Raw genomic sequence first — 19,224 nt, 5'->3', positions numbered from 1 at the left:
TTGTAAGGATGGACTGCCCGGTGAAACGCGCGGTTCAGTGTTTTTCTGGCGTCGCCAGGAGTGGGGCCGCCGCAGGCCCCGGGCTGAAGCCCGGGCTACGGCAGAGAGGATCGAAGGGGCCGCCCCGGCGCTAAAGCCCTGCCCACGAGATGGGGTCACATGGGCCGGGCTTCAGCACGGGAGCGGATTCGGGGCGTGGCGCTTAGAGGACCTTGAACACCACTTGCAGGTTGACGTAGGCGTTGTCCTGGTCGGAGCGCACCTTGGTCAGGGGCACGCCAAGGGTCACTTCGCCGCTGAGGCGCGAGGTGGCCTGCCAGTTGAAGCCGCCGCCCACGCTGTCGAGTTTCTCCGGCTGGCGGAACGAGGAGTCGATGCGCCCGTAGTCGTAGAAGCCGAAGCCGGTGAGGGCCTGGGTGACTCGGTAGTTGGCCTGCAGGTTGGAGTACATACCACCGTCGCCGGCCAGCTCGCCCTGGCGGTAGCCACGCACGGTGGAGGCGCCGCCGATCTGGAACAGCTGGCTGGAGGGCACGCCCTCGCGGTTGGCGTACTGCCAGGCGCCGCTGGCGTTGAGGTACCAGTCCGCGCTGAGGGCCTGGTAGAACTGCCAGTAGCCGACCCAGAGGCCGTAGTTCTCGCGGATGGCGGTGCCTTCCAGCTCGCTGCGGGCATCCTGGTAACCCAGGCCCACGCGCAGGGAGCGGCCCGGCGCCAGGTACAGCGCGGTGAGGTCGGCCTGGGTGGTGCGCACGCGGTTCTCGTTGAGGAAGACGTCGGCGATGTAGTTCTTGGTGCGCTGCTCGCCATAGGTCAACTGGCCGGTGAGCAGCCAGTCCTGGTTGCTCCACAGCGGGTGGCTGATGAACAGCGAGCCGTTCTTCGAGTCGCTCTCCGAATCCAGGCTGCGGAAGGGCCCGTAGATGACCTTCGCCTTGCTCTTGCCGAGACGCCCGCCGATGCGCCCGCCCAGGGTGTTGAAGGGCGCGTCGTAGGACAGCATGCCCACGCCCGAACCCCGGGAGCCGGAGAGGAAGGCGGAGAACACGTCGTCACGGCCGAGGGCGCCGTAGTGGCGGTACATCATGCCGCCGGTTTCTTCACCGGTGGATTCGTAGCCGTGGTTGTTGGCGAACAGGTCGAGGCTGTTCTGCGGCGGCTCGTTGACGTTCACGTAGACGTCGGTGAGGCCGTAGCCCTTGCCCGGTTGCAGCGAGGCGGAGAGGGTGCCGTTGCTCACGCGGTTGAAGCGCGACAGCTCGGCCTCCAGGCGCTTGGGGTCCACCAGCTCGCCGTTGCCGATGTCCAGGCGCTCGCGGATGAAGTCCTCGTTCATGTAGCTGTTGCCTTCCAGCACCAGCTCGCCGACGCGGCCTTCCACCAGTTGGATGCGCACGCGGCCCTGCTCGATGCGCTGGGGCGGCAGGATGGCGCGGGCGGTGACGTAGCCTTTCTCGTCGTACAGGCGGTTCACTGCCGAGATTAGCTGCTGCAGGTCGGCGAAGCCCACCTTGCGGCCGAGGTAGGGCTTGGCCATCGCCTCCAGCTGCTGGGCGTCGAGGATGGCGGTTTCGCTGAACACCACGGCGTCCAGCTGGAAGGCGAGGTTGGGGTTGTCGGGCAGCTTCTGGTCGCCCACCACCGGCACGTCCAGCGCCGGGGTGTCGTCCTGCGGGCGGGCTTCCTGGCGCTCCTGGGCGCGCTGGGGCTGGCGCAGCAGCTCCGAGCTGATGGCGCCGGGCAGCGCGCCGGAGGGCAGGGCCTCGGCGCTGGCGATGGCGGCGAACAGCAGCCCGGCCGCACCGAGCAGGAAGGGCGCGCGGCTGGCGACGGCCCGCAGGCCGCCGTTGGTGAGGGTCTTAGATGGAGTCATCGTCACTGCTCTGGGTACCGAGGTTGACCGCCAGCGGGGCGGCGGAGATTGCATTGGCACGTTGCAGCGCCGGGCGCACGGGGTAGGCCGCGGAGTAGGCGGGCATCGCCTCCCCGCCGGTCTGGCGCAGGTCGGTGCTGAAGTGCGGGCGGGCCAGGTCGAAGGTGGCGTGGCCGCTGGTGACCATGTTGCGGGTGAATACGCCACGGGCCGAGTTGAACCACATGGGCGCGCGGGAGCCGGTGGCGCCGCGGGTCTCCAGGTCCAGCGAGAAGCCCTTCCAGGGGATGTAGTACTGGAAGTCGCTGGCGTAGCGCAGCGCCGGGGTGGTGTTGTCCATCAGCGCGCTGACGTAGCCGGTGGTGAGCTTCATCTCTTCGCCGATGTGGCCGTTGACGATGTTGAAGCGCACGGCGTTGGAGCGGATGTCGGCGACACGGGCGGCCAGCTGCTCGTTGAGCACGTAGGGCGCGCCGGTGATGCCCAGGTCGATGCGGTCGGCCACGCCGCCCTGCAGGTGGGTGGCCCACAGGCGCAGCGGGGTGGCCTGCACGGTCTGGGTGACCTGGCCGCGGATGCTTTCGGCGCGCAGTTCCAGGTCACGGGCGACGCGCACGTCGGCCAGATCCAGGTCGGTGGTGCCGAGCACGCCGTCGCCATCGCCCACCAGGTGGGCGGAGCCGGTGAGGGCGTGCACGCGCTCGGCACGGGCCTCGCGTTGCAGGTGCAGGTTGACGTCGCCCACCGGGGTCTCGGCGTTGAAGTGGCCGGTGTGCAGGCGGATGGCAGCGCCGTTCTCGCCAATGCCGGTGGCGGCCACCAGGTCGACCTGGCCGGTGCCTTCGTCGGTGGTGCGGATCACCGAATCCTCGTCGTCCATGAGGATCGAGCCGAGGCTGGAGGTGAGGGACACCAGGCCGTCCAGCACGCTGTTGGACATCACTAGGTCGTTCTGCGTGGCGACCACATTGGCACCGAGGCCGAACAGGCCCAGGGCGCCCTGCTTCTGCACGACGTTGAACGGGTTCAGCGCGGTGCCGATGTAGCCGGAGGTCAGGCCGTTGCCGTCCACGGCACGCAGGTTGACCAGGCCGCCGTCGAAGGTGGCGTGGTCGCCCAGGGAGTAGAAGTTGCCGTTGTTGGCCACCAGGTTGGTTTCGCCCTTCACGTCGATCTTGCCGACCACCACGTTGCCGTTGAGCACCACCACGTTGGCGGTGCCCGGGGCTACCAGGCGGTACACGGTGACCGGGTCGTTGCCATTGTTGGTGACCTGGATGGGGTTGTCCGGCGAGCCGATGTTGCGCCCGGCGTCGATGTACAGGCCGCCGGTGACGGCGCCGGCGACGCCGGTGGCGGTCTGGTTGATCACGTCACGGCCGGCATAGACGTAGAGGGTGCCGCCCACGGTGATGTCCTTGAGGATCACGTCCTGGGAGGTGCCCACGTGGTAGTCGCCCTTGGCGTCGATCACCACCGGGTCCTTGGCTTCGACCGCCAGGTCGTAGCGTGGGCGCAGGGTGATGCGCACGGTGTCGCCGTCTACCTGTTCGGATTGCAGCGTGCCCGGCTTGGCCTCGGCGAGGAAGGCCATCAGCTGGCTGGAGCTGTAGCTGTTGCCTTCCGAGGAGGAGAGCTGGGTGACGATGGGCAGGTAGCCGTCGGTGCGCTTGAGGGTGAAGACCAGGGTCTCCGACTCGGGCAGGGCCTGGGTCGGGTCGTTGTTCAGGCGGATCGAGCCCTGGGTGGCGGAGACGTTGGGCAGCGCGCCGGTGGAGGGACGGTCGCCCGCCACCGCGCCGGCGTTGATCACCGTGCCCAGCATGCTCTTGTCCCAGACCGCGCCGTGGGTCATCTGCGCGTACAGCTCGGAGCCGGTGTCCAGGCTGTACTGGAAGTTGGCCGAACGGGTCTGCAGCAGGCCCTGGTCGACGCCCGGCGCGCCGGCCAGGAAGCTCTTCGCCTCCAGGTAGCGGGCCTTCATGGCGCTGTTGATCTCGGCGTCGCTGGCGCTGTGGCCGAGGTTGGCACTCACCTGCTCGCGGTAGAGGTTGAGGCCCGCGCTGGTCAGGCTGAAGCTGCCGTCCGGGTTGCTGGCGCGCTCGCGGAGGGTCCAGTAGTCGCTGTAGTAGCGTTCCACCAGGTTCTCGTAGCCGTTAATGGTGCTCTGCGCGTGGTTGGCGTCGGTGAGGCCCATGGCCTCCCACTCGGCGATCTTCTCCTGCAGCTTGGCGTCCTGGTCCTCGCCCTTGGGTGCGGCACCGAGGATCTGGCCGCTCGGGGTGTTGAGCTCGACGTTGCCGAACAGCGACTCGATGTAGCCGACGTTCATGTTGCCGCTGCCCTGGGTGAGGGTGACGCTGCCCGGGGCGGAGGCGTTGATCTCGTTGCTCTGGGTGACCAGCGGGTTGTTGACCCCGCCGATGGAGCTGCCCGAGCCCGAGTGCAGGTTGAGCACGTCGCCCCCGATGGACACGCCCACGGCGTCGGCGTGCTGGTAGATGCCGCCGACGGCGTTGACGGTGACGTCGCCCGTGGTCTGGATCGACTTGGCGTAGAAGTCGCCGCTGCTGGCCAGGAAGATGTCGCCCTGGCTGCTGGCGCTGACCGAGGCGCCGGTGACGCGGGAGTCGATCAGCTTCAGCGCGTCGCTGGCGCTGCCGATGCCGGCGCTGGCGTTGAGCACCAGGTCCTTGCCCTGTAGCGAGCCGCCGGCCTCCAGCAGCGAGCCGGTGACGTCGAAGGTGCTGGTGCCGACGTCGTTGCGGATGGTGCCGCCGATCAGCACGTTGGAGCCGGAATCCACCTGCAGGCGCGACTCGCTGTTGCCGACGAAGCGGATCGGGATGGCGTGGTCGGCCTTCACGCTGTTGGTGACGGTCATCTGGATGTCAGTGGCCAGGTCGAAGGTGGCGCCGGCGTAGTAGCCGCCCCACTCGTCGCCGTTGGAGGTGGCGCGCACGGTGGTGTAGCCGATGTTGGCGTCGGCCCACTGCATGAAGGCCTTGTCGTCACCGGTGACGGCGCGGACCACCACGTCGCCGGCGCTGGTCAGGTAGGCCTTGCCGTCGGCGGTGGCGATCTCGCTCACCCAGTTGCCCAGGTTGCCGGGGATCTCGTCGCTCTTGCCCGAGATGCTGGTGGGGCCGGTGTAGGTGCGGGTGATGTGGTAGTCCTGGGTCCACTCGTAACGGGCGCCGGCTTGCGGGTTGTAGGTGAAGTCGCGGCCGATCACGCTCGCCAGGCTGGCGCCGGTGAGGGCGGTGGCGCCGTTGGCGTTGTTGTAGACCGAGACGCTGTCCTGGCCGGCCTGGTTGACGTACCACCAGGTCTGCGCGCGGCCGTCGCCCCAGTGCTTGAGGGTGTCGGTGATGCGCACCACGCTCTGGCCACCGTTGCCCAGGTCGATGTCGGTGAGCATCAGGTCGCGGCCGGTGGTGTTGTTGATCTCGACATCGCCGTAGCCGGAGTTGACGACGATGTTGCCCACCGTGTTGGTGTTGATGATGTTGCCGGTCAGCGACACCGAGCCGCCGCCGGCTGCATTGATGCGCTGCACCTGGATGCGCTGCTTGTCCGAATCCCAGTACACCACCGGCACCTCGTCGGCACCGTTGCCGTCGGCGATGCCGCTGACGTTGTTCAGGCGCACCAGGCCGTTGCCGTTGGCGATGCTGGCGATCTCGGCGGCCGCGGCGGCGCCCAGGTTCAGCGACCAGTCGGTGCGCGCGCCCACTTCGATGCCGGCGTTGATGTTGATGTTCTTGGCGTTGATCGCCAGGGCGCCGCCCACGCGCAGGGCGCTGGCGGTGGAGCCGCTGGTGTCGGACTGGCCCAGGGCCGCGCTGTTCTGCGTCTTGTAGGCCTGCATCATGGTGTAGCGCCAATCCCACACACCGGTGTTGCCGGTCCAGAAGTCATGGTCGCTGGCCGACATGTTGCCGCTGTACTCGTACCGGGTGTCCTTGTACCAGACGCGGTTGGCGGTGTTGTCGTCGTCGGTTTCCCAGTAACCGCGGACCATGCCGTCGAGGATGATCTGCTGGTCGGTGCCGTTGCCGCTGCCGTAGTTGCGGATCAGGTAGTCGGTGAAGGCTTCCTTGCTGGTGAAGGCGTAGGAGCCGTTGTAGACCACGTTGGCGGCGAACTCGGCGATGGAGTCGGGCACGTTGCGGCCGCTGAGGCTGCTCGGGTTCAGGCCGTTGATGACGTTGGCCCACTCCGACTGCACCGAGGCCAGGTTCCAGCTGCGGCCCGGCAGGCTGACGAACAGGTCGCCGTTGGGCACGTTCATGCTCAGTTGGTAGCTCTCGATGGTGGCGAACTGCGAGACGTTGCCCGAGGTGTTGCTCAGCGAGGTGTTGCCCTTGAGGTTCTCGATGTCGCCGAGCACCAGGATGCCCGGGGCCGGGCTGGTGTTGCCCGCCAGGTTGGTGTCGTAGGTGTTCTCGATGACGATCGAGGGCACGCTCGGGCGCTGGGTGGCATCGTAGTAGTCGGACTGCGAGCGCTTCACCTCGGTCAGGGTGGCGCCGCTGTTGGCCAGCTTGGCCGCGCCGGTGGAAGTGATGCTGCCGGTGCCTGCGGCGGAAACCAGGATGCCGTTGGTCACCAGGTAGTCGTCGGAGCTGTTGTGGATGATCACCGTCGGCGCGCCGTAGGCGGTCAGGTTGGCACCGGACTGCTGGATGCGGTCGGCACCGACGCGGATGTCACCGGCGCCGGCGATGATGTCGCCGATCACCAGGGTGTCTACGGTGGTGTTGCCGTTGGCGCCGGCGCCCAGGGACTGCGCGGTGCTGGCGCGCATCTGGGTGTAGAGGGCGATCTGGTCGCTCAGGCTGGTGTACGCGGCCGAGCCCGGGGTGAGGCCGGCGAGCTGCTGGTTGAGGCTGGCCAGGGTGGCGTCGATCTCGGCCAGCGGGCGGAACGCGTTGGCGCTGCCGGCGGCCTTGTATTGCACGGTCAGGTCGTTCAGCGAGGACACGGTGCGCAGCTGGTTGCCGTCCCAGTAGACCTCCTGGCGGTTGCCCGCGCCCGCCACCACACGGCTGTTGGCGAGGTTCAGGCTGGCCAGTTGGTTGACCCGGTCGGAGCGGGTGGTCTGCTCGCTGGAGAACAGTGCCAGGTAGGGGTTCTTGCCCACGCCGCCGCCGCTGGCGCTGACCGCGCCGTTGGTGGCGATCAGGTCGACGTTGCGCACCGAGCGCAGCAGGGCGCCGGTGCCGAACACCAGGTCGTTGGTGGTGGTCGCAGTGGCATCGGCATCGAGAACTGCAGTCACCGGGATCAGGGTGTTGTTGACCACCACCGTGCTGGCGCTGGCGCGGATGTCGTTGGCCAGGTTGCCATCGGCGCTCTGGCCGGCACGCAGGCCGAGGTTGCCGTAGCCGAGCAGGTCGGCGTTGGCGCCGAAGCGGATCAGCTGGGCAGCGGTCAGGTCGATCTTGGTATCGCCGCCGCCGGCGCCCACCAGGCCGTAGACGTCCACGCGGGCATTGGTGCTGGCGCGGGTGTCGCTGTACGCGCCGACCTGCAACAGGCCGCTGCTCTTCATGCTCAGGTTGTCGCCGAAGGTCACCTGGTTGGCGACGTCCACGTCCATCTCGGTGCCGGCGTAGGGCGCGGCGATGGCGCCACCGGCGGAGAGCTTGCCGGTGTCGGCGGCGCGCATGGTGTTGTGGGCGCTCAGGCGCAGGTGGCCCTTGTCGATGTCCAGCGGGCTGCCCACGGTGGCCAGGCCGACGTTGTTGCCGACCTGGATGCGGGTGGTGTCGCGGATGCTGTTGTCGATCAGCACGGCGCTGCCGCTGATCACGCCGCCCGAGCCGGAGAAGGCCTCGGCGCCACCTTGGGTGATGGTGTGGGCTTCGATGTCGAGGCCGTCGAGCGCGGCCACGCGGGCGCCGTCGCGCACCAGCACCTGGGTGGTGGCACCCAGGTCGAGGTCGATGAAGGTGCCCGAGGCACCGACCATGGCGGCCTGGATCGAGTCGCTGTCGGCGGCGTAGTCGAGGCGGTGCTCGGCCAGTACGTCGGTGCGGCCGGTGAGGATGTTGGTGCTGCCCAGCACGTCCACGGTGGTGGCGCTGGTGGCGTCGAGGTTGAGGGTGGAGGCGCTGCCGGCGACCACGCCGCCGCTGCCGGCCACCGCATCACCGCTGATGCCGTTGCTGCCGGTGGCGGAGAGGGCCAGGGTGCCGCCCACCAGGCCGGTGGCGCCGAAGCGCACGCGCTGGGTGGCGTCGATGTCGGCCAGGCCGACGTTGGCGCCCACGGCCAGCAGGCCGCCGACGGCGATGCCGGTGGCGTCGGTCTTGACCCGGGTGGCGTCGCTGGCCTTCACCGCGGCGTTGCCGGTGATGGCGAGCTGGGTGCCCTGGCCGATATCGGCGAGCACATTGGTGTCCAGGTTGGCGCTGGCGACGGTGGCGTTGAGGCCCATCAGGGCACCCCCGCTGGCGCCTACGGCCTGGGCTTCGGCGCTCTGGCTGCGGGTGCGCTGGGCGGCGGCGTCCACGTCCAGCGAGCCGCCGGTGAGGTTCACCGCGCCGGTGCCGGCCTGCACGCTGTTGTCCACCGAGGCGGTGGCGACGCTGGCACCGATGGCGCCGGCGCCCACGGAGGCGCCGATGGCGAAGGCGCGGGTCATCGGGTCGGTGCTGGCGCGGATGCCGATGGCGCCCTGGGTGGTGACGCGGCTGCCATCGTCGACCCAGGCGCGGGCGCTGGTGTGGTCGCTGGCGGTGGCGACCACCGCGTTACCGGCGACGATGCCGCCGCTGACGCCGACGGCGTCGACGTTGTTGCTGGAGCGCGCGCTGGCATCGACGGCGAGGCTGCCGGCGCTGACCTGCACGTTCTTGCCCACCAGTGCCTGGGCCTGGCCGGTGCTGCTGGAGGTGGCGATGCTGGCGCCCACGGCCACGCCGCCGGCACTGACGCCGACGGTCTGCGCCTTGAGCGCGTGGTCGAGGTCGGCGTCGACGCTGAGGGCGCCGCCAGCGGTGATGTTGGCGCCGTCGAGGATGCGCGCAGTGGTCTGGCTGGATTTCTCGCTCACCGCCACGGCGGCGCCGAGGCCCACCAGACCGCCACCGCCCGCCTGGGCGAGGGCCTGGGTGGTGCCGTCCTGGCCGTCTTCGGCGCTGATGCGCACGTTGCCGCCGGCACGCAGGGTGCCGCCCAGTTCGGCGAGGCTGTGGTCACCGACGTTGATCACCGAGACACCGGCGCCGGCACCCACCAGGCCGCCGGCTACACCGGCTGCCTCGCTGAGGGCATCGGTGCTGTTGTGGGCGCTGACGGTGACGTTGCGGCCGGCGTCCAGGGTGGCGTTGCCCACCCGTGCAGCGGCGGAGTAGGCGGTGCCGTCCGGGGTGCTGAGGAAGGTGTCGTTGGGGCTGATGGATTGCTGGTTGGCGTTGATGTCGGCCTGCAGCTGGCTGGAGCCGGCGAAGCCATTGCCCATCTGGCCGTTGAGGCCGGAGTTGCGAGCGACGCCCTGGGCGTTGCGGATGCTGTTGTCGAGGCTACCGGTGGCCTGGGAGGAGGCGCCGGACGCGACGCTGACCACCGAGACGCCGGCGCCCGCGCCGACGTAGCCACCGCCGGCGGCGGCGATGGAGACGGAGTCGATGTCGCGGCTGTTCTCGGCTTCGACGGTGATGTCGCGGCCGGCCTTGACCGTGGCGCCGTCGCCGACGCTGGCGATGGCGCCGCTGCGCACCACCTGCACGTCGGCGCCGGCACCGACGCCGGCCACGCCGCCGACACCGGCGGTGCCGAGCACGTCGGTGGTTTCGAGGCTGTCCTGGGCGTGCACGCGCACGTCCTGCTGGGCGCCGCCCAGCTGGGTGTTGATCTGGCTGCCCGCGCCGATACCGGCGAGGGTCTGGCCCTTGGCGACCAGCACGTTGACGGTGCCGGCCACGCCGGCAGTGCCGCCACCGGCGCCGGTGAAGCCGACGATGGCCACGTCCTGGGCGGCGCTGGCGTCGATGGCGCTGAGGCCGCTGGCGTCCAGGCGGGTGGCGCCGGAGGTGGAGGCCTCGGTGCGCTGGTTGAGGTCGGTGACGATGATGGTGGCACCGACGCCGGCCACACCGCCGCCTGCTACGCCACCGGCGACGATGTCGAGGTCGTTGTCGGCGTCGGCGGCGATCTCGATGCCACCGGCGTCGCTGCGCAGGTTGGAGCCCTGCACGTTGCTGCGCACGGTGCCGGCCAGGGTGGTGACGGCCACCGAGCCGTTGACTCCGGCGGTACCGCCGATGGCGGCGCCGACGACCACGGCGTTGAGGTCGTGGGTGGCGCGGGCGTTCACGCCAATGCCGGCGTCGCTGCCGAGGGTGGCGTTGGCGACCAGGGCCTGGGTGTCGTGGTCGAGGATGTTGGTAGTGGTGGACACGCCGACCCCGGCGGTGCCACCGCCTGCGCCGGCACCGTTGCCGGTGGTGACGCGGGTGTGGTGGTAGGCGCCGACCTGGGTGGCGGCGTCGCTGTCGAGGGTGGCGCCGCTGACCTGGGCCAGGGTGGAGCCGCCGACCCTATTGACGGTGACCGCGCCGGCCACGCCGACGCTGGAACCGCCGCCGACGCTGACGGAAACGGTGTCGATCTCGTCGGTGCTGCTGGCGACGACGCCGATGCCCTTGATGCTTTCCTGCAGGGTGCGATCGCGCAGGTCGCTGCCCATGTTGCCGTTGAGCTGGCCGTTGTCGATGGCGCGGGCGGCGCCCTGGCCGTCGGCGCTCAGGTGGGTGGACGCACCGGTGACCCGGGCGGTGGTGGTGCCTTCGAGCTGGTTGACCGCCACCGCGCCGGACAGGCCGACGCCAGACAGGCCCACGCCCAGGGCGCCGGCCACGGTTTCGATGTCGCTGTCGGAGCGTGCGGTCAGCAGCAGGCTGCCGTCGCTGTGGACCTGGGCACCGTCACCGATCTCGGCCAGGGTGGAGCCGCCGACCATGTTGACGGCCACCGAGCCGGCGACGCCGACGTTGTTGCCCACCGCAGCACCGGCGGCCAGGGATTGCAGCTGCTGGTTGCGCAGGGCACTGACGCGCAGCAGGTCGCCGGCCTGGAGGTTGCCGCCGTTGATGCCGGCATAGACCGCGCCGGAGATCTGGTTGTAGGAACCGGCGATGCCGATGCCCGCACCCTGGCCACCGTAGGCCAGGGCACCGGTGAGGCTGCGGATGCGCGAGGCGTCCTGGGCGTTCACCAGCAGCGAGCCGTGGCTGGTCAGGCTGGAGTCATCGGTACGGGCGCTGGTGCGGTTGTCGATGGTGTTGATGGCGATGGAGCCGGCCACGGCGGAGGAGCGTGCGGCCACGGCGCCACCGGCGACCAGGGCGTTGATGTCGCTCTGCTGGTTCGCCTGCACGGCGATGCTGGCGGCTTCGGCGTCGCTGTCGAGGATCTCGGCGCTGACGCGGTCGCTGATGGTGTTGTAGCCGAAGCTGGCACCCACGGCGCCGTCGTTGCCGATGGCGGCCGAACCGGAGGCGGTCCAGATGCTGCTGGTGTTGCCGGCGTTCACCGCCAGGGCGCCACCGAGGTTGAGGTCGTGGCTGTCGCGCAGGGCGGCGAGGGTGTCGTGGTCCAGCTGGTTGATGGCCACGGCGCCGTCGAAGGCGTACTGGTTGGAGTAGCCCATGGCGGCGGCCACCGAGACCAGGTCGGCGTCGCTGCTGGCGTTGAGGCTGAGGCCGGCGTTGCTGTCGAGGCGGCGCAGGCCATCGGCCACGGCTTCGGTGGCGCCGTCGATGCTGTTGATCGACAGGCCCGCACCGACGCCGGCCTTGCCGCCGAAGCTGGCGGCACCGGCCACGGCGTGGATGCTGGAGTCGTCGCGGGCGCTGACGGTGACGCCGTCGACGGCATCGATGGCGCCGTCGGCGAGGCGCGCGCGAGTGGTGCTGTCGATCGAGTTGACGCTCACCGAGCCGGCCACCTGGTAGCTGCTGGCCGAGGCGCTGGCGGAGACACCGGCGGAGATCGACAGGGCGCTGGCTTCGTTGTCGGCGGCGATGTCGAGGCGGCGCGCGGTGACGTCGCCGGTGGCGGCCAGCTCGGCCTCCACCAGGGAGTCCACGGTGTTCTGGGTGTAGGCACCGGCCAGGCCGACGCCGTTGCCGGTATTGCTGGAGACCGCGGCGCCGCCGGCGATGGCGTGCAGCGCGGTGTCGTCGCTGGCCTGCACGTTGACCGCGCCGGCATCGATGTCGAGGTTGTCGGTGATGCGCGCGCGAACCAGGTTGTCCAGGGTGTTCACCGCCGCCGAACCGGAGACGTTGATGCCGAAGGAACCGGTGCCCTCGCGGGACTGCGCGGCGGGCTGGGTGCTGGGTGCCGGCGGTGCGGTGAGGGCTACGGACAGGGCGTAGTTGCCGATGCGGCCATCGGCGCTGGCGCCGACCTTGAGGCCGCCGGACGCGGCCACGGAGCCGGCGGCGAGCTGGGTGTCGCCGCTGCCCAGCCAGGCTTCGGTGGTGCGGTCGAAGGCGTGCACGCCGACGGCGACGCCGGCGGCCTTGCTGGTGGATTTCACCACGCCGCCGGTGATGGTCAGGCTGTCGGTCTCATCGCTGGCGTTGATGGTGATGTCGCCGCTGCCGCCGTTCTCGTCGGTCACCACCAGGTGGGCGCCGTCGTCGATGCCGGCGCGGGTGACGTTGTCCAGCACGGAGACGGAGACCGAGCCGCTGAGGGCGTTGGTGCCGCCCTTGGAGCCGGCCACCGCGTAGTTGAGGATGTCGACGTCGGTGACGGCGTTGACGTTCAGCTCGCTGGCGTAGAGGTTCACCGCGCCGACGGTGGCCTGGGCGCTGTTGTTGTAGATGCCGGCGATGAGGCCGGCACCGAAGCCGTTCTTGCCGCCTTCGTTGTTGAACAGGCCCGGGTCGGCGGCGACGTTGACCATCTGCGATTCGGTGCGCGCTTCGATGTCGACGGTCTGTTCCTGGCCGCGGTAGGCCAGGTCCTGGTTGATGTTGACGCCATCGGCGACGTCCACCTTGGCGTTGAGGCCGACGTGGTTGATGTCGACCATGCCGCTGAGGGTGGTGCCGCTGTCCTGGGCGCCTTCGCCGGAGACGGCGGTGGCGGCGTTGACCCAGGTGCTGAACATCTGGCCTTCGTTGATGGTCTGCAGGAAGTCGCTGAGGTTGTCGGCGCTGAAGGCCTTGATCAGGTTGGACAGGCGGCTCTGGTCCAGCCACGGCAGGCTGGTCTTGGCGTTGAGGCTGAGGGCCTGCATGGCGTCCAGCTCGGCGCCCGGGCGCACGGTCAGCACCGCGTCGTTGTCCTGGTTGCTGATGAGGATGGCGACGCCCACGCCGTTCTTCTTGCCGGTGCTTTCGGTGCTGAAGTCGAACGGCTTGTCGGCGTTCTTCTTGTCGGAGATCACCGAGGACACGGTGGAATCCAGCAGGTCGGTGACCTCGGCGTTGAGGCTGGCATCCTGGCCGGCCTTGACCTTGGCCTGGCCGCCCAGGTTCAGCAGCGCCTGGTTGTCGTGGTTGATGTAGGCCAGGGCGCCGGCGGCGCCCAGCTCATCGAGGAAGCCCTTGCTCTGCTCGCTGCCGCCTTTCTCGCCTTCTTCTTCCTCGCCCTTCTCGACGAGCTTCTTCAGCAGCTCCTTGATGCCGTCCTTGGTCTTGGCCTGGAGCAGCTCGGTGGGGTCTTCGCCGGCCTCGCCGATCTTCTCTTCCAGGGTGGCGACGATCTTGTTCTCGTCGCCGAGCATCACCGAGGCTTCGTGGCTGTTGGACTGGGTGTCCACCTTGGCTTCCAGGGAGGCGTTGCCGCCGGCCTCCAGGGTGCCGTTGAAATCGTTGCGGGCCTGCAGGTCGGAGAGGGCGACCAGCACCGAGACGCCGATGGCGCCCTCGGCGTCGCCGGCCTGGGCGCTGACGTCGAACACCTTGACCTGCTCGGCGCTGACGCTGGCGTCGAAGGCGGCCTTGATCAGGCTGCCGCTGCCGACGGTGGTGGTGGCGCGGCCCTTGGCCGAGGTGACGTTGGCAGTGAGGGTGATCGGCAGGCCTTCGAGGGCGCCGGCTTCCACCGCGGTTTCCACGGTGGTGTCGGACTGGCTCTTGAGGTTAACGTTGCCGCCCAGGGATTCGATGCGGACGTTCTGGCCGACGTTGAGCTGGGCGTCGGTGTTGGTCACCGAGACCACGGCGCCCACCGGCAGGTCGGCGACCTCGGCCTGGGCGTTGGTGCTGGCGTGGGACGAGATGTTCACGTCGTTGCTGCCGATGATGCTCACGCCGTTGCCGATGTTGACCTTGGACTGGGCGTCGAGCACCTGCACCGAAGCCAGCAGGCCGCTGCTGGCGAGGGTGTCGAGCAGGCCGCCGAAGAAGTCGCTGCCGCCGTCGTCATCGGTCTGCACGCCGGCGTCGGCCAGGGCCTGGCGCTGTTCTTCCAGCTCGTCGTCGTCGAGGACCTGGGCGATGGGGTGGCCGTTGGCGTCGACACCGTTGTACAGGCCGTCGCTGGACAGGCTGTCGGTCAGCGCGGTGGAGGATTCGGCGCTGATGGTGACCTGGCCGCCACGGATCTCGGTGCCGGCGCCCAGGGTGATTTCGGTCTTGTTGCTGCCCACGCCGACGAGGATGCCGGGGGTGAGCAGGGCGCCCTCGGCGGCGATGGCCTTGAGGGTGACGTCGCCGGCCTCGAAGGCAGCGTTGTTGGTGTGGGCGTAGAGCTTGGCGTTCTGGCCGAGGACGATGGTCGGCGCTTCCAGGGTGATGTCGCCGGAGTTGCCGACGGAGACCGCGTCGCGGTGCTCCTGCTGGCTGGCGGTCTGGTAGTTGGCGATGTTGCGGGTGGAGATCATCACGCCGTCGGCGACGTTGATCTTCTCCGACGCCTGCAGGCTGTAGTTCGTGCCGCCCAGGCGTTGGTCCTGGGTGAGGTTGATTTCGCGCGGGTCGATCAGCACGTGGCCGACGGCGCCGCCCTGGCCGGCCTTGGCCTCCAGGGTGCCGGCCCAGGTCACGCTTTCGTCGGCGGAGAGCTCGACCTGGCCACCATTGCCGCTGGTGCCGGCGTTGGCCGCCACGGTGCCGCCCTTGGCCAGGGTGCTCTGCTGCTTGGCCTTGATCACGACCTTGCCGCCGTCGGAGTGGGCGCCCTGGCCCGAGGCGGAGACCTTGCCGCCGTCGGCGATGGTGATGTCGTGGCCGGCGCGGATCTCGATCTCGCCGGCAGACTTGCCGGCGACACCGTCGGTGTTCACCTGGCCGGCGATCAGCACGTCGTTCTCGGCGATGATGCGGATCTCGCCGTTGACCTCGGTGATGGCGGCGGCGCTGTCGAGGCCGTCGATGTTCACCAGTTGCTCGATGCGCGGCATGGCCTGCTGGCCGGCGGTGACGCGACCGCTGGCGCCGATGCCGACGTCGCGGGCGCTGAGGGTGACGGCGCCCTTGGCGTTGACCTGGCCACGGATGGACACCAGGCCGGATTCGGAAAGGGGCAGGTTGCCGGACTTCAGCTGGGCCACGGCGAGGTCGTCGATCTTGCCGTCGGCGCCGATCAGGCGCTCAAGGGAGGCGCTGTCGGGGGTGGTGACGGTGAGGGAGCCGACGTTGATCACGCCGGACTCGCCCACGACCATGCCGTGGGGGTTGGCGAAATAGATGTCGCCGCCGATCTGGCCGTTCTTGTAGCCGTTGAGGATGCCGTTGATCTCGCTGCGCTGGTCGCGAACGATGTTGATCAGGGCGTTGGCCGAATCCGGTACATAGAGGTTGGCGGTTTCGCCGCTGCCCACGTTGAACTGCGAGAAGGAGTTGAAGCCGTTGCCGTTGCGGATGGTCTCGGTGCGAATGTCGGTGACCGCGCCGTTCTGCACCACGCTGGTGGCCGTGCGCCCGTCCGTGACGATGCCCTGGGCATAGAGGCCGGGGCTCAGCAGGGCACCGATGGCCAGCAGGCCGGCGCCGCTGGCGGCCTTGCTCGATTTGGTCTTGCCCTGCCGCTTGGTGTTCTCCCCAACGACTTGCCAGACACCTTTGGCGTGGTTCCAGATGGTGCGATAGACGTGGTTCATGGCGCGATCCTTGATGAGGGCCACCAGGGCCTGCCCCGTGGTCGTCGGGCAGTGCCTGCGTAGTGCGGGCCAGGGAAAGGGTTTGGGCGCGAGTATATGAGCGGGTCCCTGGGCCGAAACTGAGCAATGCTGACAATTGGCCATCATTTTTCGAAGTCATGATGGCCAGGCTGGAGGCGCCGTGCTAGATGGGCTGCGCGGTGTTTTCAGGGGTTTTCGCGTGCCGGGTTTCGCGGGCTTCAGGGCTGACATTTCGTCGGGAAGGGGAGGCGGGATGAAACCCATTGCGGATTGCGCCCGGGGTGCCGTTTCGCTTGCCGTTGCGCTTGGCCGGGAGTCGGGTAGAGGCGTTTTTGCCGGGCAAAAAAAGCCCCGCACTGGGCGGGGCGCAATCCGTGCGATGCACGGCAGCTTGAGGTTCAGATGGCCCGTGGGCGGGTGACGCGGTCCACCAGGTAGACCAGGCCGTGGTAGTCGATGCCGCCGTGCTGGGTGAGGCCGATTTCGCAGGTGCGGCTGGTGGAGATGCCTTCTTCGCAGATCTGCACGGCGTCCTTCAGGCTGCGCAGGGCGTGGCCGTTGAGTTCCGGGGTGGTGAAGCCCTTGTCGCCGGCGAAGCCGCAGCAGTGGATGCCCTCGGGGACGACCACCTGGCGGGTGCAGCGGCCGACCAGGTCGATCAGCGCCTGGGCTTCGCCCAGGTGCTGGGTGCTGCAGGTGACGTGCACGGCGATGGGCTTGTCCTGGGGGGTGAACTCCAGGCGTTCGAGCAGGTGGGTGCGGATGAAGCGCACCGGGTCGAACAGGTCCAGGCGCGAATCGAGGCCGTCCTGCACCAGGCGCAGGGTGCAGGGGCTGGTGTCGCAGTAGATGGGGTCGAGGCCGCCGCGGCTGGCTTCCAGCAGGGCGTCGATCATCTCGCGGCGTTTGCTTTCGGCTTGCTCGGCGTAGCCCTTGGAGGCGAAGGGCTGGCCGCAGCAGAGGCTCTCCAGCTGGCTGGGGAAGACCACCTGGTAGCCGGCCTTTTCCAGCAGCATGCGGGTCTTGTCCACCAGCGGCACCTGTTCGCCATCGCTGGCGGCGGGGCCCATGGCGCGGGATACGCAGGCGGCCAGGTAGACCACGCGGGGGCGGGCGTCGTTGGCCGGTGGGGTGAACTGGATGGGCTTGGCGGCCTGGGGCAGGGCGGGCGTCCATTGCGGCAGGTGCCCGGCAGAGAGGCGGCGCAGGGTGCCGGAGGTTTTTTCCAGCAGCGGCGCGCCGAGCAGGCGGTGGGCGCCGTCGGCCAGGCGCAGGGTAAGGCGTGCGCCCTTGAGTGCGGTGGCGAAGTGGCCGGCGAGCCAGTCGGCACTGCCGGCATGGTGGGCGACGCTGCCGCGCAGCTTGCGCACCAGGTCACCGGTGTTGATGCCGACGGGGCAGCGCTGGGCGCACAGGCCGGTGGCGGCGCAGGTGTCGACGCCCTGGTAGGCGAAGGCCTCTTCCAGCTCGCGGGTGTCGATGCCGGCGCGCTTGCGTGCCTGGATGTCGCGCCAGATGACGATGCGCTGGCGCGGGCTGAGGGTCAGGCCCTTGGAGGGGCAGACCGGTTCGCAGAAGCCGCATTCGATGCACTTGTCGACGATCTCGTCGGCGGCAGGCAGCGGCTTGAGGTTCTTCAGGTGCAGCTCGCGGTCCTCGCTGAGCACCACGTCGGGGTTGAGGATGCCGCGCGGGTCGAGCAGGCGCTTGAGCTGCCACATCAGTTGATAGGCGTCGCTGCCCCATTCCAGCTCGACGAAGGGCGCCATGTTGCGCCCGGTGCCGTGCTCGGCCTTGAGGGCGCCACCGAATTCCACTGCCACCAGTTGGGCGACGTCCTGCATGAAGGCGTCGTAGCGGGTGACCTGTTCGGGGCTGTCGAAGCCCTGGGTGAAGACGAAGTGCAGGTTCCCTTCCAGGGCGTGGCCGAAGAGGATCGCCTCGTCGTAGCAGTGCTTGTCGAACAGCTCGATCAGGCGGTTGACCCCGGCGGCCAGCTGTTCGACGGGGAAGGTGACGTCTTCGATGATCACCGTGGTGCCGGTGTGGCGCACGGCGCCGACGGCGGGGAAGGTGTCCTTGCGGATCTTCCACAGCTGGTTGTAGACGACCGGGTCTTCGCTGAAGTCGACCTTCTGCTCCACCGGGAAGTCGGCGATGGAGGCAGTGATCTGCGCGAGCTGCTCGTGCAGCAGGCTGCCGCTGGCGGCGCGGGATTCGATGAGCAGGGCGCAGGCGTTGGCGGACAGGCCCTTGACCCAGGCGGGCATGCCGGGCTTCTCCTGCACCGAGCGCAGGCTGCGGCGGTCGAGCAGCTCGACGGCGGAGACGGGCTGGGTCTTGAGCACGGGCACGGCGCGGCAGCAGGTTTCGACGTCGGGGAAGACGATGAGCGCCGAGGCCTTGTGCGGGTGCTCGGGCACGGTGTCGTAGGTCACCGCGCTGATGAAGCCGAGGGTGCCTTCGGAGCCCACCAGCAGGTGGGTGAGGATGTCCAGCGGCTGGTCGTAGTCCACCAGGGCATTGAGGGACAGGCCGGTGGTGTTCTTCAGGCGGTACTTGTGGCGGATCTTCGCGGCCAGTTCGGTGTTGGCGCGGGTCTGCCGGCCCAGTTCGCCGAGCCGCTCCAGCAGCGCGCCGTGGGTGGCGTGGAAGGCGGCGACGCTGACCGGGTCTTCGCTGTCGAGCAGGGTGCCGTCGGCCAGCACCAGGCGCAGGCCGGCGAGGGTGTGGTAGCTGTTCTGCGCGGTGCCGCAGCACATGCCGCTGGCGTTGTTGGCGACGATGCCGCCGATCTTGCAGGCGTTGATGGAGGCCGGGTCGGGGCCGATCTTGCGGCCGTAGGGGGCGAGCCAGGCGTTGGCCTGGGCGCCGATGACGCCGGGCTGCAGGCGGATCTGCGCGCCGCCCTGGCGGATGTCGCGGCCGTTCCAGTTGTCGCCGAGGACGATGAGCACCGAGTCGCTGATGGCCTGGCCGGAGAGGCTGGTGCCGGCGGCACGGAAGGTCACGGGCACCTGTTCCGCGTGGGCGGCCTTGAGCAGGGCGATGACTTCGGCCTCGCTCTCGACCCGCACGATCAGCTTGGGGATCAGCCGGTAGAAGCTGGCGTCGGTGCCGAAGGCCAGGGTGGAGAGCGGGTCGTCGAAGCGCCGCTCGCGGGGGATCAGGCGCTCGGCGGTCTGGAGGAAGGCGGCGGGCAGGCTCATCGGTCGGGTCCTGTCATCAACGGTTGGCGCGGGCCGCTCGGGCGGCCTCG

At 69.3% G+C, this 19,224-nt stretch carries 3 protein-coding genes; all 3 read right to left on the bottom strand.

The features are described 5' to 3' along the window. Window positions 1–202 precede the first annotated feature (202 nt). A complete protein-coding gene (locus PSm6_RS06450) occupies window positions 203–1,873 on the bottom strand; it encodes a ShlB/FhaC/HecB family hemolysin secretion/activation protein (RefSeq protein ID WP_043245384.1) in 1,671 nt (556 codons plus the stop codon). Beyond that, window positions 1,860–15,944: a leukotoxin LktA family filamentous adhesin gene (locus PSm6_RS06445; RefSeq protein ID WP_265169798.1), complete on the bottom strand. Its 14,085-nt coding sequence runs from the start codon at window positions 15,942–15,944 to the stop codon at window positions 1,860–1,862. Before PSm6_RS06445 ends, PSm6_RS06450 begins: the two co-directional genes overlap by 14 nt. A gap of 419 nt (window positions 15,945–16,363) precedes the next feature. Continuing rightward, a complete protein-coding gene (locus PSm6_RS06440; protein WP_265169796.1) occupies window positions 16,364–19,174 on the bottom strand; it encodes an FAD-binding and (Fe-S)-binding domain-containing protein in 2,811 nt (936 codons plus the stop codon). Window positions 19,175–19,224: the final 50 nt, after the last annotated feature.

Origin of the sequence: Pseudomonas solani (genome assembly GCF_026072635.1) — a bacterium.
In the GTDB taxonomy this organism is placed as follows: Bacteria; Pseudomonadota; Gammaproteobacteria; order Pseudomonadales; family Pseudomonadaceae; genus Metapseudomonas; species Metapseudomonas solani.
This window is presented reverse-complemented; position numbering and strand designations above follow the sequence as displayed.